Annotated in this window: 13 protein-coding genes and 1 tRNA gene; 9 read left to right on the top strand and 5 right to left on the bottom strand. The window is 73.6% G+C overall.

Annotated features, from left to right (window positions below):
* Positions 1-196 precede the first annotated feature (196 nt).
* From RM555_RS13620 to RM555_RS13605, 4 genes are all read right to left on the bottom strand, one after another.
* Positions 197-271: transfer RNA gene (locus RM555_RS13620), tRNA-Arg, on the bottom strand.
* A gap of 254 nt (positions 272-525) precedes the next feature.
* On the bottom strand, positions 526-1,218 hold the full coding sequence (locus RM555_RS13615) for a winged helix-turn-helix domain-containing protein (protein WP_311412071.1): 693 nt from the start codon (positions 1,216-1,218) through the stop codon (positions 526-528).
* A gap of 232 nt (positions 1,219-1,450) precedes the next feature.
* Complete coding sequence (locus tag RM555_RS13610) at positions 1,451-2,113, bottom strand: DUF305 domain-containing protein (RefSeq protein WP_311412070.1); 663 nt, start codon at positions 2,111-2,113, stop codon at positions 1,451-1,453.
* A gap of 8 nt (positions 2,114-2,121) precedes the next feature.
* Positions 2,122-2,988 (bottom strand): DUF3105 domain-containing protein, encoded by an 867-nt coding sequence (locus RM555_RS13605; RefSeq protein ID WP_311412069.1) that lies wholly within the window; start codon positions 2,986-2,988, stop codon positions 2,122-2,124.
* A 100-nt stretch (positions 2,989-3,088) separates the two neighbouring features.
* Between RM555_RS13605 and argS the strand changes: the two genes are divergently transcribed.
* The 6 genes from argS to RM555_RS13575 all read left to right on the top strand — a co-directional run bounded on the left by argS (position 3,089) and on the right by RM555_RS13575 (position 13,623).
* On the top strand, positions 3,089-4,753 hold the full coding sequence (argS, locus tag RM555_RS13600; protein ID WP_311412068.1) for an arginine--tRNA ligase: 1,665 nt from the start codon (positions 3,089-3,091) through the stop codon (positions 4,751-4,753).
* A gap of 8 nt (positions 4,754-4,761) precedes the next feature.
* On the top strand, positions 4,762-6,174 hold the full coding sequence (lysA, locus tag RM555_RS13595; protein ID WP_311412067.1) for a diaminopimelate decarboxylase: 1,413 nt from the start codon (positions 4,762-4,764) through the stop codon (positions 6,172-6,174).
* Positions 6,175-6,182: 8 nt separating this feature from the next.
* On the top strand, positions 6,183-7,496 hold the full coding sequence (locus RM555_RS13590; protein ID WP_311412096.1) for a homoserine dehydrogenase: 1,314 nt from the start codon (positions 6,183-6,185) through the stop codon (positions 7,494-7,496).
* A gap of 225 nt (positions 7,497-7,721) precedes the next feature.
* On the top strand, positions 7,722-8,771 hold the full coding sequence (gene thrC, locus RM555_RS13585) for a threonine synthase (RefSeq protein WP_311412066.1): 1,050 nt from the start codon (positions 7,722-7,724) through the stop codon (positions 8,769-8,771).
* Between the two features lie 190 nt (positions 8,772-8,961).
* Entirely contained in the window at positions 8,962-12,267 is a 3,306-nt protein-coding gene (locus tag RM555_RS13580) for an efflux RND transporter permease subunit (RefSeq protein ID WP_311412065.1), read from the top strand.
* Positions 12,268-12,378: 111 nt separating this feature from the next.
* On the top strand, positions 12,379-13,623 hold the full coding sequence (locus RM555_RS13575; protein ID WP_311412064.1) for an MFS transporter: 1,245 nt from the start codon (positions 12,379-12,381) through the stop codon (positions 13,621-13,623).
* A gap of 63 nt (positions 13,624-13,686) precedes the next feature.
* Here RM555_RS13575 and RM555_RS13570 read toward each other — a convergent pair whose 3' ends face one another.
* Entirely contained in the window at positions 13,687-14,217 is a 531-nt protein-coding gene (locus RM555_RS13570) for a hypothetical protein (RefSeq protein ID WP_311412063.1), read from the bottom strand.
* A 139-nt stretch (positions 14,218-14,356) separates the two neighbouring features.
* On the opposite strand from RM555_RS13570, the gene thrB reads away from it, so the two are divergent.
* From thrB to RM555_RS13555, 3 genes are all read left to right on the top strand, one after another.
* A complete protein-coding gene (thrB, locus tag RM555_RS13565; RefSeq protein WP_311412062.1) occupies positions 14,357-15,301 on the top strand; it encodes a homoserine kinase in 945 nt (314 codons plus the stop codon).
* A 297-nt stretch (positions 15,302-15,598) separates the two neighbouring features.
* Positions 15,599-17,791: a transcription termination factor Rho gene (gene rho / locus RM555_RS13560; RefSeq protein WP_311412061.1), complete on the top strand. Its 2,193-nt coding sequence runs from the start codon at positions 15,599-15,601 to the stop codon at positions 17,789-17,791.
* Between the two features lie 808 nt (positions 17,792-18,599).
* A complete protein-coding gene (locus RM555_RS13555; RefSeq protein ID WP_311412060.1) occupies positions 18,600-22,097 on the top strand; it encodes a phosphodiester glycosidase family protein in 3,498 nt (1,165 codons plus the stop codon).
* Positions 22,098-22,160: the final 63 nt, after the last annotated feature.

The following is a 22,160-nucleotide window of genomic DNA, read 5'->3' as shown; positions in this document are numbered from 1 at the left end:
GGGCGCGAGGGCGGCCCGGGTGACACCGCACCCGGGCCGCAGCAGTGCATGGCTGCGGGGACCGGCCTCGCCGCAGCCCTCGACACGGGGACGCCCGACGACACCTGTCGTCGGGCGTTTGCGTGGTGGTCGTCGTTCGAAGATCGACGGAGGGAACGGTCAACCTCGGACGAGCGAGGTGTTGACTGGTGTGGTGTGGTGCCCCCGGCAGGATTCGAACCTGCGCCCCCGCCTCCGGAGGGCGGTGCTCTATCCCCTGAGCTACGGGGGCTCAGCGACTGGAGAAGACTAGCAAACGTCTCCCCGGAACGCCGAATCGGTATCCGACGCGCGCCCTCGTGTCGCCCCGCCCTGCTGGTGTCGTTCGCCGGAGGACCGGCGACGGGTGCCGCCCTGTCCCACCTGCGCCGGACGCCGCTGCCGGAAAGCCTTCCGGCCGGCACGAGTGGAACCTCACGGGTGTATCCGGGCACCGGATACACCCCTGACGTTCCACTCGCCGATGCGCGCCGGCTGGCGCGGGGGTCAGGCGGCGACGGCGCGGCCGCAGCTCGGCAGCGGGTGCAGCACGATGCGGCGGGGCAGGCGGCGGGGCCACTCGCTGCGGGGCCAGGAACCGTCGACGATCAGGTGCACGGTCCGCTGTTCCTCGCCGCTGAGCCGCAGCACGAAGTCGCGCGGGAGCGGCGGGTCGACCGACGGGGTGGTGATCATGAAGCGCACCCGGCCGCGGGAGGAGACGGCGGAGATGACGTCCGCCGCCGGCATCGTGCCCCGCAGGCGTACGCGGCCGATCCAGTAGACCTCGGCGAGGTGTTCCTGCGCCGCCCGGGTGATGGCCGGGTACTCGCTGCGCACCCAGCGTTCCACCGCGCCGACGCAGAGGCCGCAGGCCCGTTCCCGGGGCTCCCGCGGGCCCAGCCCCCAGGCCCGCAGGTACGCACCCACCGCTCCGGCGTCCATGGACGGCTCGAAGCGGTGCTGGATGAGGGCGTGCAGGCTCTGCCGCGTCCACAGCTCCTCGTCCAGGCCCAGCTCGTCGGGATGGACGCCCCGCAGGACGTCGATGAGTTCGAGCTCCTGTTCGCGGCTGAGCGTTCCCGGCTCGCCCTGCCGCTGTCCGCGACGGACGGCTGCCACCGCCCCGTCACCGCCGATGGTGTGGCGCCGGCACCAGCTGGTGACCGAACGCCGCGCGTCTCTCAGTGCAACCCCCACGTCCTGCGCAACGAGCCCGAATCGCAACTGGTCACGATATGTGTGGAGAAAACTCTCTTAGTGTCGCAATGGGGTAGATCATCCACAACGTCGCTTACCACTCAAAGCGGACAGGGGTCGTGGGGTGGCCGGCTCCCTGAAGGGGGCCGGGATGGCGAGAGGTCCGCGTCGGCCGGCTGACGCGGCGGCGCCGCGGACCTCTCGACGGGGCGACGGTGCGGTGGCGGCGGGGTCAGCCGCCCACCCGCTTCAGCGCGTTCTGGAGATTGGTGAGGTCGTTGCGCTGGGTGTTCTTCATGGTCTGCGCGGTCCTGACGACGTCGGGCTCGTCGCTGACGTCGAGGATGCCGTCGATCATGTGGATGCCGCCCAGGTGATGCTTGATCATCAGTTGCAGGAAGAGGACGTCCAGCTCCCGGCCCTCGGCCGCGTGCAGCTTCGCCATCTCCTCGGGGGTGGCCATGCCCGGCATGAGGCCGTTCCTGACCAGGCCGGCGCCGTCGGACATCCACGACATCGGCGGCTCGCTGCCCGCCGGGTCGAGCCCCCACGAGCGCAGCCACGTGTGCATGGTGCCGATCTCGCCCTGCTGGGAGGTGGCGATGTCGCCGCCGATGCTGCGGACCTCCGGGTCGCTGCCCTCGTCGAAGGCGATCAGGCCCATCTCCACCGCCTGCGCGTGGTGGGTCAGCATGTCCCGGGCGAAGCCCGCCTCCGCCGAGGCGTCGCCCGGCCGGGTGAGCCGGGGGGTCAGCATGCCACCGGCGTACCCGAGGAGCAGCCCGACCACGACGGCCAGGGCCAGCGCGGCGGTGCCCCAACGGGCCGGCGACCGCCGCTCCTCCGGAGCCGGGCTGGCCGGCTCGCTGGTCGCGGTCATGGTCGGGATGCTCATCGCTCTCCTCAGCCCTGCGGCATCTGCTGGGCGTCGTCGCGCGGCGTGGTGCCGGTGGCGGTGATGCCCTGGCTGCACAGCGCGGTCGGCCCCTCGATCGAGGCGTTGACCCGCAGCGTCTTGATGAACTCGTCGATGCGGCCGTCGTCGGCGTTGTCGACCTTGAGCTGGTAGCCCCACGCCTGGAGCGAGATCGGCTTGTCCAGCCCCTCGAACGGGCTGAGCATCAGCTTCTCCTTGCCCCGCACCTTGTCGGCGAGCTTCGTCACCTGGTCGGCGGGCAGGTCCGGGCGGTAGGTGATCCAGACCGTGCCGTGCTCCAGGCTGTGCACCGCGTGCTCGTTGGCGATCTGGGCGGGGTAGACGTCGCCCATGCAGTTCTGCCAGGCCGCGTTGTGCGGGCCGGCCACCGGCGGGAGCACCGTGTAGGTGAGGGGTCCCGTCTTGTGGTTGCCGCCGGACACGAGGTCCTTGTCCTTCTCGCGGTAGTTGACGATGCCGTCGATCGCGTCCGCCCGGTCCTCCCAGGGCTTGGCGCCCTGGAACGTCGCCCAGGCGCCGTAGCCGATGATCGCCACGGCCAGCACACCCACGGCGACGAAGAGCGCGATCGGGCCCCACGAGCGGCCCTGGCTCACCTTCACCGGGGCGATGGGCTTGCGGCCCTTGCCCCCGGCGCCGGGGCGGGTGCCCGTCGGCTTGCCGGCCCCGGGCTTGGCGCCGGTGGAACCGGTCTTCGCGCCGGTGGAACCGGGCTTGGCGCCGCCGGACCCGGTCTTGGCGCCTGCTGCCGGCCGGCCCGCTGCCGGCTTCTTGCCGGTGCTGACCACGTTCGGGCGCCGCTCGGGGCCGCCACCCGGTGTGCTGATGCTCATCGTGCCTCGTCAGGTCGGTCGGTCAGGGGATCCGGCGGGCCGGTCTCACACACTGGGTCGCCGCCGCGGGTGCCGAGTCTACCCCCGATAACATGGATCAGTGACTCCCGCAGAACTCGCCGAGGTCGTCCTATCCGCAGCCCACGCCGTCTTCACCGAGCGTGGCCTGGACCGCTCCGCCCTGCCGGAGCGGACGACGGTCGAGCGACCCCGCAGCCCCGAGCACGGCGACTACGCCTCCACGCTGGCCCTCCAGCTCAGCAAGAAGGTGGGCGTCCCGCCGCGCGAGCTGGCCACGGCCCTCGCCGAGCAGCTCGGCCGGGCCCCGGGGGTCAAGTCGGTGGAGATCGCCGGCCCGGGCTTCCTCAACATCCGGCTCGACGCGGCCGCCGCCGGCCAGCTCGCCCGCACGATCGTCGAGGCGGGTGAGGCGTACGGGCGCAGCGACCGGCTCGCCGGGCAGCGGATGAACCTGGAGTTCGTCTCGGCGAACCCGACCGGCCCGGTGCACATCGGCGGCGTCCGCTGGGCGGCCGTCGGCGACGCGCTGAGCCGGCTCCTGCGCGTCACCGGCGCCGAGGTCGGGACGGAATACTACTTCAACGACGCGGGCTCCCAGATCGACCGGTTCGCCCGGTCGCTGCTCGCCGCCGCCAAGGGCGAGCCGGCCCCCGAGGACGGGTACGCCGGGGCGTACATCACCGAGATCGCCGACGCCGTCCGGGGCGTCCGCCCCGACGTGCTGGAGCTGGACGACGCCGCCGCCCAGGAGGTCTTCCGGGTCGAGGGCGTGCAGCTCATGTTCGCCGAGATCAAGTCCTCGCTGCGCGGCTTCGGGGTGGAGTTCGACACCTACTTCAACGAGAAGGACCTGCACGACCGGGGGGAGCTGGACCTGGCCCTCCAGCGGCTGCGCGACCAGGGCCACCTCTACGAGTCGGACGGCGCGACCTGGCTGCGCACCACCGACTTCGGCGACGACAAGGACCGGGTGCTGCGCAAGTCCAACGGCGAGTGGACCTACTTCGCCGCCGACTGCGCCTACTACCTCGACAAGCGGGAGCGCGGCTTCGACCGCGTCGTGATCATGCTGGGCGCCGACCACCACGGCTACGTCGGCCGGATGAAGGCGATGGCCGCCTGCTTCGGTGACGACCCGGAGCGCAGCCTGGAGATCCTGATCGGCCAGCTGGTCAACCTGGTCCGCGACGGGGCCCCGGTCCGGATGAGCAAGCGGGCCGGCACGGTGGTGACCCTGGAGGACCTGGTCGACGCGATCGGCGTGGACGCCTCCCGCTACGCGCTCGCCCGCTACTCCAGCGACTCCCCGATCGACATCGACGTGGAGCTGTGGACCCGGGCCACCCGCGACAACCCGGTCTACTACGTGCAGTACGTGGCGGCCCGGACTGCCAGCGTGGGCCGCAACGCCGCCGAGGTGGGGCTGACCCGGGGCGACGCCGAGGCGTTCCGCCCCGATCTGCTCGGCCACGAGAAGGAGAACGAGCTGCTCAAGGCGCTCGCCGAGTTCCCCGCCGTGGTCGCTGCGGCGGCCGAGCTGCGCGGCCCGCACCGGGTGGCCCGCTACCTGGAGGAGCTGGCCGGGGCATACCACCGGTTCTACGACGAGTGCCGGATCCTGCCGCGCGGCGACGAGGAGACCACCGACCTGCACCGGGCCCGGCTCTGGCTGAACGACGCCACCCGCACCGTGATCGCCAACGGCCTGCGCCTGCTGGGCGTCTCGGCCCCGGAAAGGATGTAGGAGCGGTAATGCGTGCTCACGAGGCCGGTGCGCTGCACGGTGACATCGGCAGCCGGGGGCCGTCCTGGCTGCGTACCCCGGTCGACGTCAACGCCCTGGTGCCGGCGCTGTGGCCGCGCAACGTCACCCGCGACGGCGACGGCGTGCTCACCGTGGCCGGCCTCAACGTCCGCGACGTCGCGGACGAGTTCGGCACCCCGGTCTACGTCCTCGACGAGGACGACCTGCGGTCCCGCGCCCGGGACTTCCGCACCGCCTTCGACGGCGTCGACGTCTACTACGCCGGCAAGGCGTTCCTCTGCCGGGCCGTGGTCCGGATGATCGCCGAGGAGGGCCTGCACCTCGACGTGTGCACCGGGGGCGAGCTGGCCACCGCGCTGTCGGCCGGGATGCCGCCCGAGCGGATCGGCTTCCACGGCAACAACAAGTCGGTGACCGAGCTGACCCGGGCGCTCGACGCCGGGGTGGGCCGGATCATCCTCGACTCGTTCGACGAGATCGGCCGCCTCACCGCGCTCGCCCGCGAGCGGGGCGTCCGCCCCCGGGTGCTGATCCGGGTCACGGTCGGCGTCGAGGCGCACACCCACGAGTTCATCGCCACCGCGCACGAGGACCAGAAGTTCGGCTTCTCCCTCGCGGGCGGGGCGGCGGCCGAGGCGGCCTTCCGGGTGCTCGACGAGGGCGTGCTGGAGCTGCGCGGCCTGCACTCGCACATCGGCTCGCAGATCTTCGACGCCAGCGGCTTCGAGGTCTCCGCCCGCCGGGTGCTCGGCCTCCAGGCGCAGATCCGCGACGCGCGCGGGGTGGAGCTGCCCGAGCTGGACCTCGGCGGTGGCTTCGGCATCGCGTACACGACGCAGGACGACCCGGCCGCCCCGCAGGACCTCGCGAAGCGGCTGCGCCGGATCGTCGAGGCCGAGTGCGCCGCCGAGCGGCTGGCGGTCCCGCACCTGTCGATCGAGCCGGGCCGGGCGATCGTCGGGCCGGCCGTGTTCACCCTCTACGAGGTCGGCACGGTCAAGTCCGTGCCGGTAGGCACTGGTAGTGACGCAGCGGACGGGCGTCGTGCCTACGTGAGCGTCGACGGCGGGATGAGCGACAACATCCGCACCGCGCTCTACGACGCGTCCTACTCCGCGACGCTGGCGTCCCGGGCGTCGGCGGCAGAGCCGATGCTCGCCCGCGTGGTGGGAAAGCATTGTGAGTCCGGGGACATCGTGGTGAAGGATGAATTCCTGCCCGCCGACGTGCAGCCCGGAGATCTTGTCGCGGTGCCGGGCACCGGCGCCTACTGCCGGAGCATGGCCAGCAACTACAACCACGTGCCCCGCCCCCCGGTGGTCGCGGTGCGCGACGGCCAGGCGCGCCTGATCGTCCGGCGGGAGACCGAAGAGGACCTGCTGGCATTGGACGTGGGATGACATCACCTGTGCGCCTGGCACTGCTCGGCTGCGGCACGGTCGGTAGCGAGGTGGTCCGGCTGCTGCACGAGCAGGCGACCGACCTCGCCGCCCGGATCGGCGCCCCGCTGGAGATCGCCGGCATCGCCGTACGCCGTCTCGGCCGCGACCGGGGTGACCTGCCCGTCGACCCGGCCCTGTTCACCACCGACGCGCTCGGCCTGATCAAACGCGACGACGTCGACGTGGTGATCGAGGTGGTCGGCGGCATCGAGCCGGCACGGGGCTGGCTGGTGGAGGCGCTGCGGGCCGGCAAGAGCGTGGTCACGGCCAACAAGGCGCTGCTCGCCGAGGACGGCGCCGCCCTGCACGACGCGGCGGCCGAGGGCGGCGGCGACCTCTACTACGAGGCGTCCGTGGCGGGGGCGATCCCGCTGCTGCGCCCGCTGCGCGAGTCGCTGCACGGCGACCGGATCAACCGGGTCACCGGCATCGTCAACGGCACCACCAACTTCATCCTCTCCGCCATGGACGCCACCGGCGCCGGCTTCGCGGAGGCGCTGGAGGAGGCCACCGAGCTGGGCTACGCCGAGGCCGACCCGACCGCCGACGTGGAGGGCTTCGACGCGGCGGCCAAGGCGGCCATCCTCGCCTCGCTGGCCTTCCACACCCGGGTCGGCGCGGCCGACGTGCACCGGGAGGGCATCACCGAGGTCACGGCGGCCGACGTGGCCAGCGCCAAGGCGATGGGGTGCACCATCAAGCTGCTCTGCATCGCCGCCCGGGGCGCCGACGCGGCCGGCCGGGAGACGGTCAGCGTGCGGGTGCACCCGGCGATGATCCCGCTGGGCCACCCGCTGGCCAGCGTCGGCGACGCGTTCAACGCGGTCTTCGTCGAGGCCGAGGCGGCCGGGCCGCTGATGTTCTACGGCCGGGGCGCGGGCGGCGCGCCGACGGCCAGCGCGGTGCTGGGCGACGTGGTGGCGGTCTCCCGCAACCGGCTCGCCGGGGTGCGGTCGGCCAGCGAGAGCGCGTACGCCGACCTGCCGGTGCGGCCCATGGGGGAGGCGCTGACCCGCTACCACATCAGCCTCGACGTGGCCGACCGGCCGGGTGTGCTGGAGGCGGTGGCCGGCGTGTTCGCCCGGCACGACGTGTCGATCGCCACCGTGCGGCAGGGCCCGGCGGGCGGCGGCGCGGCGGGCCGGGGCGAGGACGCCGACCTGGTGATCGTCACCCACGTGGCGCCGGACGCGGCGCTCGCCGCCACCGTGCGGGAGCTGCGCGGGCTGGACATCGTCCGCTCGGTGGCGAGCGTGCTGCGGGTCGAGGGCGGGCTCTGAGCGGGTCGGCCCGCGGGGCCCGGTGACGGGAGCGGGACGGGCCGCGACCGCCGGCGGTGCGGGCCGGGCGGGCCGGGTCCGTCCGCCGTCCCGGCCCGGCGGGGCGAGCGCTTCCGCGTCTCGCCTGATGGTTAACTGCGGGTGCGCCGGCCGGCACACGGCGAGACTGGTCCAGGCTGGAGGCGTACCCGACTCGGCGGGACGGTAGAGGCGAGGGAGAACGACATGTGGCGGGGTCTGATCGACGCGTACCGGGACCGGCTGCCGGTCACCGACGCCACCCCGGTCGTGACCCTGCACGAGGGGAACACCCCGCTGCTGCCCGCGCCGGTGCTCTCCGCCCGGCTCGGCTGCGACGTGCACCTGAAGGTGGAGGGCGCCAACCCGACCGGCTCGTTCAAGGACCGGGGCATGACCCTCGCGGTCTCCAAGGCGGTCGAGGCCGGCAACAAGGCGATCATCTGCGCCTCCACCGGCAACACCAGCGCCTCCGCGGCGGCGTACGCGGCCCGCGCCGGCCTGACCTGCGCGGTACTCGTGCCGCAGGGCAAGATCGCGCTGGGCAAGCTGGCCCAGGCGCTCGTGCACGGGGCGAAGCTGCTCCAGGTCACCGGCAACTTCGACGACTGCCTGTCGCTGGCCGCCAAGCTCGCGCAGGACTACCCGGTCGCCCTGGTCAACTCGGTCAACATCGACCGGCTGCACGGCCAGAAGACGGCCGCGTTCGAGATCGTCGAGGCGTTGGGCGACGCGCCCGACATCCACTGTCTGCCGGTCGGCAACGCCGGCAACATCTCGGCCTACTGGATGGGCTACTCGGAGGACCTGCGGGACGGCAACGCCACCCGGGCCCCGAAGATGTACGGCTTCCAGGCTGCCGGCGCCGCCCCGATCGTCACCGGGGAGGTGGTCCGCGAGCCGTCCACGATCGCCACCGCCATCCGGATCGGCAACCCGGCGAGCTGGACCAGGGCGCTCGACGCCCGGGACTCCTCGGGCGGGCTGATCGCCGCCGTCACCGACCGGGAGATCCTGGCCGCGTACCGGCTGCTGGCCCGCGAGGTCGGGGTCTTCGTCGAGCTGGGCAGCGCGGCCAGCGTGGCGGGCCTGCTCCAGCAGGCCGCCGCCGGTCGGGTCCCGGCCGGCTCGACGGTGGTCTGCACGGTCACCGGCCACGGCCTGAAGGACCCGGAGTGGGCCATCTCCACCGCGCCCGTGCCCACCACCATCGCCAACGACCCGCTGGCCGCCGCCCGCTGCCTCGACCTCGCCTGAGCCGCCGGCGGATCGGCCGCGCCTGGGCCGCCGGCGGATCGGCCTCGGTCGAGGTCGACGGAGGAAAACCGGGGCGGCGCATACGAGTCCTGTGCATCGGACTGGGGCAGGGCCGACCGGGGCCGGTCGGGCCGGGTGGGGGAGAATCCGTACCCCCGCCAATCGCCTTTTCCAGGAGTGAGTCACGCCGATGTCGCTGCTCGCCAGATTCAGCCTCGCCAACCGAGGGCTGATCGCCCTCATCGCGGTGGTGACCACGCTGTTCGGGGCGTTCGCCGTACCGTCACTGAAGCAGCAGCTCCTGCCGTCGCTGGAGTTCCCGGCGGCCTTCATCGTGGCGGTCTATCCCGGCGCCGGGCCCGAGGTCGTCGAGTCGCAGGTCACCGAGCCGATCGAGAACGCCCTCCAGGGCATCCCCGGGCTGGACCAGGTCACCTCGACCTCCCGCGAGGGCTCCACGACCGTCCAGGTCCAGTACGAGTTCGGCACCGACCTGGACGACGTGGTCAACAAGATGCAGACCGCGCTCAACCGGATCGACGCGCAGCTGCCCGAGGGAGTCGACCCGCAGGTCATCGCCGGCAGCACCGACGACCTGCCCGCGGTGGTGCTCGCCGCCTCCGGCGGTGACGACCAGCGCGTCCTCGCGGAGAAGCTGCGCGCCACGGTGGTGCCCGAGCTGGAGGCGATCGAGGGGGTGCGGACGGTCGACCTGACCGGCGCCCGCGACGACGTCGTGGTGGTCACCCCGGATCCGGCCAAGCTGGCGGCGAAGAAGCTCCAGCCGACGGCCCTCGGCGCGGCGTTGAAGACCAACGGCGTGACGGTGCCGGCCGGCGCGGTGACCGACGGCACCCGCGCGCTCCCGGTGCAGGTCGGCACCCGGCTCGCCACGCTGGACGATCTCCGGGGCATCGTGGTCGCGCCGGCGGCGGGCCGGGCGGCCCCGGTCCGCCTCGGCGACGTGGCCACCGTCGAGCAGCAGCTCGCCCCGGCCACCGCGATCACCCGCACCAACGGCAGGGACAGCCTGGGCATCGCGGTCACCGCCTCCCCGGACGGCAACGCGGTCGAGATCTCCCACGAGATCCGGGACCGCCTCGCCGACCTGCGGGAGGCCTCCGGCGCCGAGCTGACCGTCGTCTTCGACCAGGCGCCCTTCGTCGAGAAGTCGATCGAGAGCCTGACCACCGAGGGTCTGCTGGGCCTGGTCATGGCCGTCATCGTCATCCTGGTCTTCCTGCTGTCGGTCCGCTCCACCGTGGTGACCGCGGTCTCCATCCCGCTCTCGGTGGTGGTCGCCCTGATCGCCCTCTGGATCGGCGACTACTCGCTCAACCTGCTCACCCTCGGCGCGCTCACCATCGCGGTCGGCCGGGTGGTCGACGACTCGATCGTCGTGCTGGAGAACATCAAGAGACATCTGGAGTACGGCGAGCCGAAGCGGCAGGCGATCCTCGCCGCCGTCCGCGAGGTGGCCGGCGCGGTGACCGCGTCCACCCTCACCACGGTCGCCGTCTTCGCGCCGATCGCCCTGGTGGGCGGCTTCGTCGGGCAGCTCTTCGCGCCGTTCGCGATCACCGTCACGGTGGCCCTGCTCGCCTCGCTGCTGGTCTCGCTGACCGTCATCCCGGTGCTCGCGTACTGGTTCCTGAAGCCGCCGAGCGGCACGGCGGACGACGCCGCGGTGCGCCGGGCGGCCGAGGAGAAGGAGCTGCGCAACCCGTTGCAGCGGGCGTACCTGCCGGTGATCGGGTTCGCCACCCGCAAGCGGGCCACCCGGTGGATCACGCTGGGGCTCGGCGTGCTCGTGCTGTTCGGCACCTTCGGCCTGTCCCGCCAGCTGGAGACCAACTTCATCGACGACTCCGGCCAGGACACCCTGAGCATCACCCAGGAACTGCCGGCGGGCACCGGCCTGGTCGGCACCGACGCGGCGGCCAGGCAGATCGAGGCGGTGCTGGAGCGCACCGAGGACGTCGAGACGTACCAGGTCACGGCTGGCGGCGGGGACAACCCGTTCGGCGGCGGCGGCAACAACGTCGCCAACTGGTCGCTGGCCCTCGGTGACGGGACCGACGCCCAGGAGATGCGGGAGAAGCTGCGCCGGGAGTTCGACGCGCTGGGCCCGGCCATCGGTGAGGTCAGCTTCGGCGCGGGCCAGGGCGGGGCGGCGGCCAACCAGATCGAGGTGGTCGTCCAGGGCACCGACCCGGAGGCGCTGACCCGGGCCGCCGAGGAGGTCCGGTCGGCGATGGCCGGGCTGACGGGCGTCGAGGACGTCTCCACCAGCCTCGCCACGCGGGTGCCGCGCGTCGACGTCACCGTCGACCGGGTCGCCGCCGGCCGGGTCGGGCTCACCGAGGCCGCCGTCGGCCAGGTGGTGGCCCAGGCCTTCCGGGGTTCGCCCCTGGGGCAGGTCACGCTCGACGACGGGCAGCGGGACGTGGTGCTGCGGTTCGCGGGCAAGCCGCCGACCACGGTGGAGGAACTGCGCGCGATGCCGGTCGGGCCGGTGAAGCTCGACGACATCGCCGACGTCACCCAGACCGAGGGCCCGCAGCAGGTGAGCCGGATCGACGGCGAGCGCAGCGTCTCCGTCACCGGTACGGCCACCGGCTCGAACCTCGGCGCCATCACGCAGGAGTTGCAGAAGAAGCTGGACGGCATCGACGTGCCGGGGGCGACCTTCGCCATCGGCGGCGTCAGCGCCGACCAGGAGGAGGCCTTCGCCGACCTGGGCCTGGCCGTGCTCGCCGCCATCGCGATCGTCTTCCTGATCATGGTGGCGACGTTCCGGAGCCTGGTCCAGGCGCTGATCCTGCTGATCTCCATCCCGTTCGCGGCGACCGGCGCGATCGGCCTGCTGCTGGCCACCGGCACCCCGATGGGCGTGCCGGCGCTGATCGGCGTGCTCATGCTGGTCGGCATCGTGGTGACAAACGCGATCGTGCTGCTGGATCTCGTCAACCAGTACCGGGCCCAGGGCATGGGGGTCCAGGAGGCGGTGGTCGAGGGCGGCCGGCGCCGGCTGCGGCCGATCCTGATGACGGCGATCGCCACCATCTTCGCGCTGCTGCCGATGGCGCTCGGCCTCACCGGGGAGGGCGGCTTCATCTCCAAGCCGCTGGCGATCGTGGTGATCGGCGGGCTGCTCAGCTCGACGCTGCTCACCCTGATCCTGGTGCCGACGCTCTACGCCATGGCGGAGAACACCAAGGAGTCGTTCCGCGCCCGCCGGGCCCGCCGCTCCGGCGGGGTGGCCCCGGCCACCGGCACGGGCGACGGCGACCCGGCCGGCGACGACGCTGGGGCACCCGCCGCCGGGCCGGTCCCGGTGCCCGCCGCGGGCGCCCCGTCCACCGCCGGCGCGGAGGCCACCGACGCCCCGGCGTCCCGGCCGAAGCCGTCGGGCGCGCTGGTGGACGGCACCGACCAGTTCGAGGTGCTGCGGCTGCCGAAGAGCCGCACGTCCCCGCTGCCGCCGGCCGAGTAAGGACAGTGCGCGCACACCCCCGACGGGTCCCACCCGCCGGGGGTGTGCGCGTTCGGTCAGGTACCCGCCGTACGCCCGGCCCGCCGGTCACCGCCCGGTAGGGTCCCGAACGTGCCGTCCACCGTCTCGGTCCTCACCCACAACCGCAACTTCCGTAATCTGTTCCTCGCCGAGCTGGTGGTCTTCGGCGCCGACTGGTTCGTCATGGTGCCGCTGCTGGTGCTGCTGCCGGACCTGACCGGCAGCGGCGTGTGGGGCGCGCTGGTGCTCGCCGTCGACACCGGGATCGTGGCGCTGCTGCTGCCGTACACGGGCACGATCGCGGACCGGTTCGACCGGCGCAAGATCATGATCATTTCGAACGTCGCGGCCCTGCTCGGCGTGCTGCTGCTGCTCGGCGTCCGCAGCGCGGAAACCGCCTGGCTGGCGATGGCCGGGATCGGCGTGGTGGCGGTCGCCAAGGCGTTCTACTCCCCGGCGGCCCAGGCGGCCCTGCCCAACGTGCTCGACCCCGACGAGCTGGCCGCCGGCAACGCCGTCGCGGGGTCGACCTGGGGCACCATGACCGTCGTCGGCGCCTCGCTGGGCGGCGTGCTCAGCGCCGCCGTCGGCCCGTACGCCTGCTTCTGGGTGGCGGCGGTGGGCCTGGTGGTCGCCGCGGGCCTGGCCACGCTGATCCGCCGGCCGTTGCAGGCGCCCCGCGACGCGGAGCTGCCCGTGCAGCGGACCTGGCCGGCGATCCGGGAGGCGCTGGGCTACATCGGGCACCGGCCGAGGGTGCTGGCGCTGGTCACCGTGAAGTCGGCGGTGGGCCTCGGCAACGGCGTGCTGACGGTGTTCCCGCTGCTCGCGGCCGTGTACGGCGTGGGCCCCGTCGGCACCGGGCTGCTCTTCGCGGTCCGCGGGGCGGGGGCGCTCGTCGGGCCGATCCTGATGCGCCGGGTGCTGACCAACCGCGCCTGGCTGCTGCCCGGGCTGGCGCTGTCGATGTCCCTCTACGGCCTGGCCTACCTCGGCACCTCGGTCGCCAACTGGTTCCCGCTGGTGCTGGCCCTGGTCTTCGTCGCCCACTTCGCGGGCGGCAGCAACTGGGTGATGTCGAACTTCGCCCTGCAAGGGGAGGTGCCGGACCGGCTGCGGGGCCGCGTCTTCGCCACCGACATGATGCTGGCGACCCTCGCCGTCTCGGTCAGCCAGCTCGCCGTGGCCGCCGTGGTGGACACCGTGGACGAGCGGGTGGTGCTGGCCAGCTGCGGCCTGGTCACGGTGGTCTACGCGGTCGGCTGGCGGATCGCCACCCGCCGGCTCTCGCTCACGGACCCGGCCGCGCAACCGGCCCCGAGCGCCACCCGCTGACCCGGCGGCGGCCGGCCCCGGGGGCGCGCGCTCGCACTCGCTGCCCGCCGACCCGCCCGGCGGTCAGGGTTGGTCCGTCCCGGCGCCCGCCGGCGCGTCCGGCCGGGACCGACCGCCCCACTGCGCCGGCGCGTCGGCCCCGCCCTCCCCGGTCCACCCCGGGTCGGTCGGCGGCACCGGCTGGGCGGCGGGCACCGGCGCGGTGGTCGGCACCGGCCCGCCGCCGGCGAGCGGTCGTCCGCCGAACGGGCCGGCCTCCGCGCCGCCCGCCCGCCGCCCGACCAGCACCGCCGCGATCAGCAGACCCGTCCCGATCGGGTACGCCAGGGCCTGCACCCCGCCGTAGGCCAGGTTCATGAGCTGGAAGTTCGAGTAGCCCCAGTCGAAACTGAACGCGCGGGGCAGCAGCAGGATCCAGGCCACGTTGAGCAGTGCGCTGACCAGCAGCACGCCGAGCCCGGACATCGCCAGCAGCCGGGGCTTGCGGGGCAGCCGCCCCCCGGCCGTCGCGGCCAGTACGAGCCCGACCAGCAGCACCAGCACGGTGGGCGCCTCGAAGACGACCGCCCTCGCCAGGTACTCGAATTCGCGCATTCCCGCCTCCAGCCGCCGTCGGTCGGGCCAGGCTAACGGACCGGCGGAGCCACCACCGTCCGGTGACGAGGCCGTCCGGCCCGGTCCCATCCGGCGGGCGGCGATCCGCCCCGTCGGTCCGCAGCCCTACCATGAGCCCGTGCCGACGAACTTCATCTCCGGCCCGGTCCGGGTCCGGGTCCCCGCCACCAGCGCCAACCTGGGGCCGGGGTTCGACGCCCTGGGGCTCGCCCTGGCGCTGCACGACGACGTGGCCGCCGAGGTGACGGCGGGGGGCGTCACGGTGAGTGTGGCCGGGCAGGGCGCCGGGGAGTTGCCGGCCGACGACCGGCACCTGGTCGTCCGCGCCATGCGGGCGGCCTTCGACGGGCTCGGCGGGCAGCCGCCCGGGCTGGCGGTGGAGTGCGTCAACCGCATCCCGCAGGCCCGTGGGCTGGGTTCCTCGTCCGCGGCGATCGTCGCCGGCGTGCTGCTGGCCCGTGCGCTGGTCACCGACGGCGAGACCCGGCTCGACGACGCCGCCGCGCTGCGCCTCGCCGCCGAGATCGAGGGCCATCCGGACAACGTGGCGCCGTGCCTGCTCGGCGGCTTCACCCTGGCCTGGACGGAGCCCTCCGGCGCCCGGGCGGTGTCGCTGCCGGTCGCCGACGGCGTACGGCCGACGGTCTTCGTGCCGGCGGAGCGCGGCCTGACGGCCACCGCGCGGGCCGCGCTGCCGGCCACCGTGCCCCACGGCGACGCGGCGCTCAACGCGGGCCGCGCCGCGCTGCTGGTGCACGCGCTGACCGCCGACCCGGTTCTGCTGCTGCCGGCCACGGTCGACCGGCTGCACCAGGACTACCGCGCCGACGGCATGCCGGGCAGCGCCGCCCTGGTGAAAGCGCTGCGTGAGGCCGGTGTGGCCGCCGTGATCAGTGGTGCGGGCCCCACCGTCCTGGCCCTGACCGGCCCGCCCGAGGGCTTCGACCCGGGAACAGGCTGGGAGGTCTGGCGGTTGGATCCAGACGGGCGCGGAGCACAGGTTGCCCGGGGTAGACTGGGACACGCAGAGCGGGACCCTGTTGCCGCAGGTCGGAAGAGTTGATTACGCTCTAGACTTAGCACAGCCGCGAAGCATGCGATCTCCCTGCGGGTCGGCGCACCCCCGAAGCTTTCGGCGGTCAGCCCGTCACCCCTGCCTAGGCCCACGCCGCACCGCAGTCTTCACAGGTCGCCGCAGACGGCGAGACCTGCTCACCGACCTTTGGTGAGTCGGGAAACCGACCGGCTGCTGTGTCACAGACTCCCGCGACGCGTCCATGCGAGGCGGGTGCACCGAGGCCGCCCGGCCACCTTGTTTTTCGACTCCGGGCAGTCCCGGCCTATCGAGGGAAGGAATCCATTGAGCGACACCACCGACGTGACGTCGGATGTTTCCAACGTCGCTGGCGATGCCACCACCGCCGCCGCCCCCGCCCGTCGTCGGCGCAGCGGCACCGGCCTGTCGGCGATGCTGCTGCCGGAGCTGCAGAGCCTGGCCGCGTCGCTCGGCATCTCGGGCACGGCCCGCATGCGTAAGGGCGAGCTGATCAGCGCGATCTCCGAGCGGCAGGGCGGCGCCACCGCCGGGACCCCTCGACCGCGGGCCGAGGCCGCTGCCGCTCCCGCCCGTGAAGAGGCCCACGCCGAGGTCCGCGAGAGCACCGAGCGGCCAGCGGCCGGGCGGCGTACCGCGGAGCAGGCTCCGGCGGAGCCGGCGGCGGCCGAGACCGAGCCCCGTGGCCGGACCCGGCGCAGCCGGGCCGCCACCGCCGAGGCACGGGCCGCGGAGGCCCGTCCGGCGGAGGTTCGTGAGGCGGAGGCCGTCCGTCCGGCGGAGGCCGTCCGTCCGGCGGAGACGCGCGCGGACGAGGCCGAGGCCGGAGAGCGTGCCGACCGTGGCCGTGAGCGCGGTGACCGTGCCGAGCGCGGCGAGCGTGCCGAGCGGGGCGACCGTGCCGAGCGGGGCGACCGTGCCGAGCGGGGCGACCGTGCCGAGCGGGGCGAGCGTGCGGAGCGCGGTGACCGCAACGAGCGCGGTGACCGTGCCGACCGTGCCGACCGTGCGGAGCGGGGTGACCGCGGCGACCGCGCGGAGCGGAGTGACCGTGCCGAGCGCGGTGACCGTGCCGAGCGGGGCGAGCGCAACGAGCGGGGTGACCGCGGCGAGCGTGCGGAGCGCGGGGACCGCAACGAGCGGGGCGAGCGTGCCGATCGGGGCGACCGTGACCGCAACGAGCGCGGCGACCGGGGCCAGCGCGTCGAGCGTGACAACGACGGCGACGACGACGAGAGCGGTGGCCGGCGTGGCCGGCGCAGCCGGTTCCGGGACCGCCGCCGTGGCCGTGGTGAGCGCGCCGAGGGCGGCGACGGTGGCCGCGATGGCGGACGCGACGGCGGGCGCGAGCCGCAGGTCGGCGAGGACGACGTGCTCGTCCCGGTGGCCGGCATCATCGACGTGCTCGACAACTACGCGTTCGTACGGACCACCGGCTACCTGGCCGGCCCGAACGACGTCTACGTCTCCATGTCGCAGATCAAGAAGTACGGCCTGCGGCGCGGCGACGCCATCACCGGTGCGGTGCGCGCCTCGCGCGACGGCGAGCAGCGGCGGGACAAGTACAACCCGCTGGTGCGGCTGGACACCATCAACGGGATGGAGCCGGACGAGGCGAAGCGCCGGCCGGAGTTCTACAAGCTCACTCCGCTCTACCCGCAGGAGCGCCTGCGGCTGGAGACCGAGCCGCACATCCTCACCACCCGGGTCATCGACCTGGTCATGCCGCTCGGCAAGGGCCAGCGCGCGCTGATCGTGTCGCCGCCGAAGGCGGGTAAGACGATGGTGCTCCAGGCCATCGCGAACGCGATCACGCACAACAACCCGGAGTGCCACCTGATGGTGGTGCTGGTGGACGAGCGGCCCGAAGAGGTCACCGACATGCAGCGGTCGGTGAAGGGCGAGGTCATCGCGGCGACGTTCGACCGTCCGCCGCAGGACCACACCACGGTGGCCGAGCTGGCGATCGAGCGGGCGAAGCGCCTGGTCGAGCTGGGCCACGACGTGGTCGTGCTGCTCGACTCGGTGACCCGCCTGGGTCGCTCGTACAACCTGGCGGCGCCGGCCAGCGGCCGGATCATGTCGGGTGGTATCGACTCCACCGCGCTCTACCCGCCGAAGCGCTTCCTGGGCGCGGCCCGCAACATCGAGAACGGCGGCTCGCTGACCATCCTCGCCACCGCGCTGGTGGAGACCGGGTCCATGGCGGACACGGTCATCTTCGAGGAGTTCAAGGGCACCGGCAACGCGGAGCTGAAGCTGGACCGGAAGATCGCCGACAAGCGCATCTTCCCGGCCATCGACATCCACCCGTCCGGCACGCGCAAGGAGGAGATCCTGCTCGCGCCGGAGGAGCTGGCCATCATCCACAAGCTCCGGAAGGTCCTGCACTCGCTGGACTCGCAGGCGGCGCTGGACCTGCTGCTCGACAAGCTCAAGCAGACCCGCACCAACATCGAGTTCCTGATGCAGATCGCCAAGTCGACGCCGGGGGAGTGACCCTCCCCGGGTGAGACAGCGAGAAGGGCACGGCCACGAGGCCGTGCCCTTCTCGCGTCCCCGCCCGTCGGTGTCGTGAGTGAGCTTCGGTGCCGCATGCCGGGCCTCGGGTGCCGCATGCCGCAGCCGCATGCCGTAGCCGCGTGCCGCATGCGGGGGTGCCGGGCGTCCGGTGCTGCGTATTGCAGACGGGCAGCCGGGCGGTCCACCTTGCCGGCTCGCGTCCGTGACGATCGGTAACCTCCGCCTCGGAGAGCCTTCGTTGTGACTCTACGTGACCAATTTGGGGCGCGTGAAGGGCTTGCCGCCCTGGCCGTCGCTGCTGAGAGCCTGTGACCAGGAAATTCATCGTGAGGCGTGATCCGGCCGCACCATCCTCCAGTTCCCCTTTGCTCTGCATCCACATAGGCACCGCTTACAAAACGTGTCCGGTGCGGATATGGATGCAGAGCAAAGGGGCCGGATCGAGGGGTGGAGCGGCGCAGGGTCATCCACTCTCCGTGACCGAATGTGGATGGTCGTGCGTGCCCGGGCGCACGGCGCAGAGCGGCCGCTGAGCGCACGCCGCAGGGCGACCCCCGGGCGCCCGCGCGGTGTGGGTGGCCGTGCGGCCCCGAGCACACGCTGCGGTGTGGCCCTGAGCGCGCGCTGCGGGGGAGGCGCGGTGCGGGGAGGCGCGGTGCGGGGGTCCGCGCTCCGGAGGGCGGTACCGGCAATGGCGGGGACGACCGCCGGAAGGGTGGAGTTTTCCTTCGCTTTGGCCGGCAGCTATTGAAACTTCTATTCACCGTCCGGTTGACTGTCGCCCATGCGTACCCGCAGACGATCCGCCCGGCTCGCAGGCGTCCTGCTGCTGACGCCGCTGCTCACCCTGGCCGGCACTGTGCCGGCGAACGCCGGTGCGCCGGCTCCTGCCACCGACCCGTCCCTCACCGCCGCCGAGGACGCACCGCGCGCCTCCTCGTACTCCGCGGGCTCCGTGACGCTCGCCGGCGACCCGGCCTCGAGCATGTCGGCCACCGCGGCCCCGACCGGCGTCGAGCCGGCCGGCGGACTGGAAACGGCTAAGACCACCCGCCCGGTCGCCCCGGGCCTCAAGCTGACCTCCTTCGACCGGTACGACGCCGACGGCTGGCTGCGCGCGGACGCGCTCACCGCCGACCTGACCGGCGGCCTCACCGTGGACTACGTCAACTCCGGCGCGGTCAGCCGGGCCGAGCCGCTGCGCGGCGCCGTCGACGCGGCCCGTGCGGTCGCCGCCGTCAACGGCGACTTCTTCGACATCAACAACTCAGGTGCCGCCCAGGGCGTCGGCGTCCGCGACGGCCAGCTGGTCCAGTCCGCGGTCAGCGGGCACCGCAACGCCGTCGCGATCACCACCGAGGGGCTCGGCCGGGTCATCGAGGTGAACTTCGACGGCACCGCGACCCTGCCCACCGGTCCGGTGACGCTGACCCAGTTCAACAACATGATCCAGGCGAACGGGATCGGCGTGTTCACCGCGCTCTGGGGGTCGTACACCCGGCAACGTGCGGTCGAGGGCGCGGCCCGCGTCACGGAGGTCACGGTGGTCGACGGCCGCGTCGCCACCGTCGCCGGCACGGCCGGAAGCGGGGCGGTGCCGGCCGGCACCACCGTGCTGCTCGGCCGCGACGCCGGCGCGGACGCCCTCGCCGGGCTGCGTCCCGGCGACGCGGTGACGGTCGCCTACCGGCCCAAGCCGGCCGACGGCAGCAACCTGCACGCGGCCGTCGGCGGCGGCAACGTGCTGGTCCGCGACGGGGTGGTGCAGAGCATCGCCGACGCGTCGCTGGCCCCGCGCACGTCCGTCGGCTTCTCCGCCGACGGCCGGCGCATGATCATGCTGACGGTGGACGGCCGGCAGGTCGACAGCCGGGGCGTCACCCAGACCGAGATGGGCCGCATGATGGCCGAACTCGGCGCCCACCACGCGCTCAACCTCGACGGCGGCGGCTCCTCGACGCTGCTCGCCCGGGAGCCGGGCGCGGCGGCCGTGCAGGTGGAGAACAGCCCGTCCGACGGCAGCGAGCGGGCCGTGCCCAACGGTCTGGCCATCTACGCGCCCAAGGGCAGCGGCCGGCTCACCGGGTACTGGCTGGAGACCGCCAGCGACCCGACCACCGCCCCCGGCGTCGCGCCGGTGCGCGGCGGCCGGCCCGACCGCGTCTTCCCCGGCCTGACCCGCCAGCTCACCGCCGCCGGCCACGACGAGACGTACGGCCCGGCGGCCGGCGCGCCGACGTGGCGGGCCAACCCGGCGGCGCACGGCGTCGTCGACGGCAAGGGCCGCTTCCGGGCCCTCCTGCCCGGAAGCACCACGGTCACCGCCTCGCGGGGCGCGGCCCGTGGCACCCTCGACCTGACCGTGCTCGGGCCGCTGGCCCGGATCGACTCCACGGTGGAGCGGGTCGGCCTGACCGGCGCGCAGGGCAGCGCGCTGTTCGGCGTCGTCGGCTACGACGCCGAGGGCAACACCGCCCCCATCGAGCCGGCCGACCTGAAGCTCGACTACGACAAGGACCTGCTGAAGATCGCCCCGACCGCCGACGGCAACCTCGCCGTCACCGCCCTGCGGGACACCGGCTCGGCGCTGGTCACCGTCCACGTCGGCCGGAGCAGCACCGTCCTGCCGGTCACCGTCGGGCTGACCGACGTGCCGGTGGCCGGTTTCGACGACGCGGCGGCCTGGAAGTTCAGCCAGGCGCGGGCCAGCGGCGCGGTCGCGCCCGCGCCGGGCCGCACCGGCACGGGCCTGAAGATGACGTACGACTTCAGCCAGTCCACCGGCACCCGGGCCGCGTACGCGGACCCGCCCGCCTGGATCGCGGTGCCCGGCCAGCCGCAGGCGTTCGGCATGTGGATCCACGGCAACGGCACGGGGGAGTGGCCCAGCCTGCACCTGCACGACGCGCAGGACACCCAGCACGTGCTGCGCGGCCCGCTGATCACCTGGACGGGCTGGAAGTACGTCGAGTTCGCCGTGCCCGCCGGGGTGCAGTACCCGGTGCGGGTCCGCCGGTTCTACGTGGCGGAGACCAACGCCGCCGCGCAGTACCGCAGCGAGGTCATCATCGACGACCTGGTGGCGAAGGTGCCGCCGACGGTCGACGTGCCGGCCGAGAAGCCGCGCACCGACCGGGTGGTGCTGCGCGACGGCACGGTGGACGGGGCGCCCTGGCGCTTCGCCGTCCTGTCCGACGCGCAGTTCGTCGCGGCGAACCCGGACAGCGACCTGGTCGCCCAGGCCCGCCGTACGCTCCGCGAGGTCAAGGCCGCGAAGCCGGACTTCCTGGTGATCAACGGCGACTTCGTGGACACCGCCTACCCGGCGGACTTCGCGCTGGCCAAGCGGCTGCTGGACGAGGAACTCGGCGGCGAGGTGCCGTACTACTACGTGCCCGGTAACCACGAGATCATGGGCGCCCCGATCGCCAACTTCCGGGCCGCCTTCGGCGACACCGAGCGGACCTTCGACCACAAGGGCACCCGGTTCGTCACGCTGAACTCGTCGACGGGCTCGCTGCGCGGCGGCGGCTTCGACCAGGTGCGGATGCTGCGCGAGGCGCTCGACTCGGCGGCCGGTGACCCGGCCGTCGGCTCGGTGGTCGTGCTGCACCACCACCCGCCGCGCGACCCCAGCCCGGCCAAGGCCAGCCAGCTCGGCGACCGGAAGGAGGCGGCGCTGCTGGAGCAGTGGCTGGCCGACTTCCAGCACCGCACCGGCAAGGGCGCCGCGTTCGTCGGCGGGCACGTCGGCACCTTCCACGCCGACCGGGTCGACGGGGTGCCGTACCTGATCAACGGCAACTCGGGGAAGAACCCCTCCACCCCGGCCGACCAGGGCGGCTTCACCGGGTGGACCGAGTTCGGGGTGGACCCGGTGAGCCCGGCCGAGGCTGACCGGGCCCGGCGCAACCCCCTCGTCGAGGGCCCGCGCTGGGTCGCTGCCGAGATGCACGCGCACGTCGACGCGCTCACGCTGACCGCCCCGGCCAGCGTGGCGGTCGGTGCCCCGGCGACGGTCACCGCCGCGGTGACCCAGCCCGGCGGGCGTACGGTGCCGGTGGCGGCGCCGGTGAGCGCGGACTGGTCCGCCTCGCCGAACGTGCACGTCGGCTCGATCCTCGGGCTGAAGCCCTGGCACGTGGCCCGCTTCGACCCGGCCACCGGCAAGCTCACCGCCCTGCGCCCCGGCGCGCAGGTCAAGCTCGCCGTCGCGGTCAACGGGGCGCGGGCGGAGGCCACCGTCACCCTGACGGCCGCCGCCGCGGCTCCCGCCGCCTGAGGTGTAAGGAAGGGCACCTTCCTATCGCCCAGGCGATAGGAAGGTGCCCTTCCTTACACCCGC

The sequence above is a fragment of the Micromonospora reichwaldensis genome (genome assembly GCF_031845925.1).
Classification (GTDB): Bacteria; Actinomycetota; Actinomycetes; order Mycobacteriales; family Micromonosporaceae; genus Micromonospora; species Micromonospora reichwaldensis.
The sequence above is the reverse complement of the archived record's forward strand: the minus strand, read 5'-3'. Positions and strand labels throughout refer to the sequence as shown.

Excerpts from the sequence above, each read along its gene's own strand:
- RM555_RS13610 (WP_311412070.1), bottom strand. The coding sequence starts at position 2,113 with ATGAGCATCCCGACCATGACCGCGACCAGCGAGCCGGCCAGCCCGGCT.
- RM555_RS13605 (WP_311412069.1), bottom strand. The coding sequence starts at position 2,988 with ATGAGCATCAGCACACCGGGTGGCGGCCCCGAGCGGCGCCCGAACGTG.
- lysA (WP_311412067.1), top strand. The coding sequence starts at position 4,762 with ATGCGTGCTCACGAGGCCGGTGCGCTGCACGGTGACATCGGCAGCCGG.
- thrC (WP_311412066.1), top strand. The coding sequence starts at position 7,722 with ATGTGGCGGGGTCTGATCGACGCGTACCGGGACCGGCTGCCGGTCACC.
- RM555_RS13580 (WP_311412065.1), top strand. The coding sequence starts at position 8,962 with ATGTCGCTGCTCGCCAGATTCAGCCTCGCCAACCGAGGGCTGATCGCC.
- RM555_RS13570 (WP_311412063.1), bottom strand. The coding sequence starts at position 14,217 with ATGCGCGAATTCGAGTACCTGGCGAGGGCGGTCGTCTTCGAGGCGCCC.
- RM555_RS13555 (WP_311412060.1), top strand. The coding sequence starts at position 18,600 with ATGCGTACCCGCAGACGATCCGCCCGGCTCGCAGGCGTCCTGCTGCTG.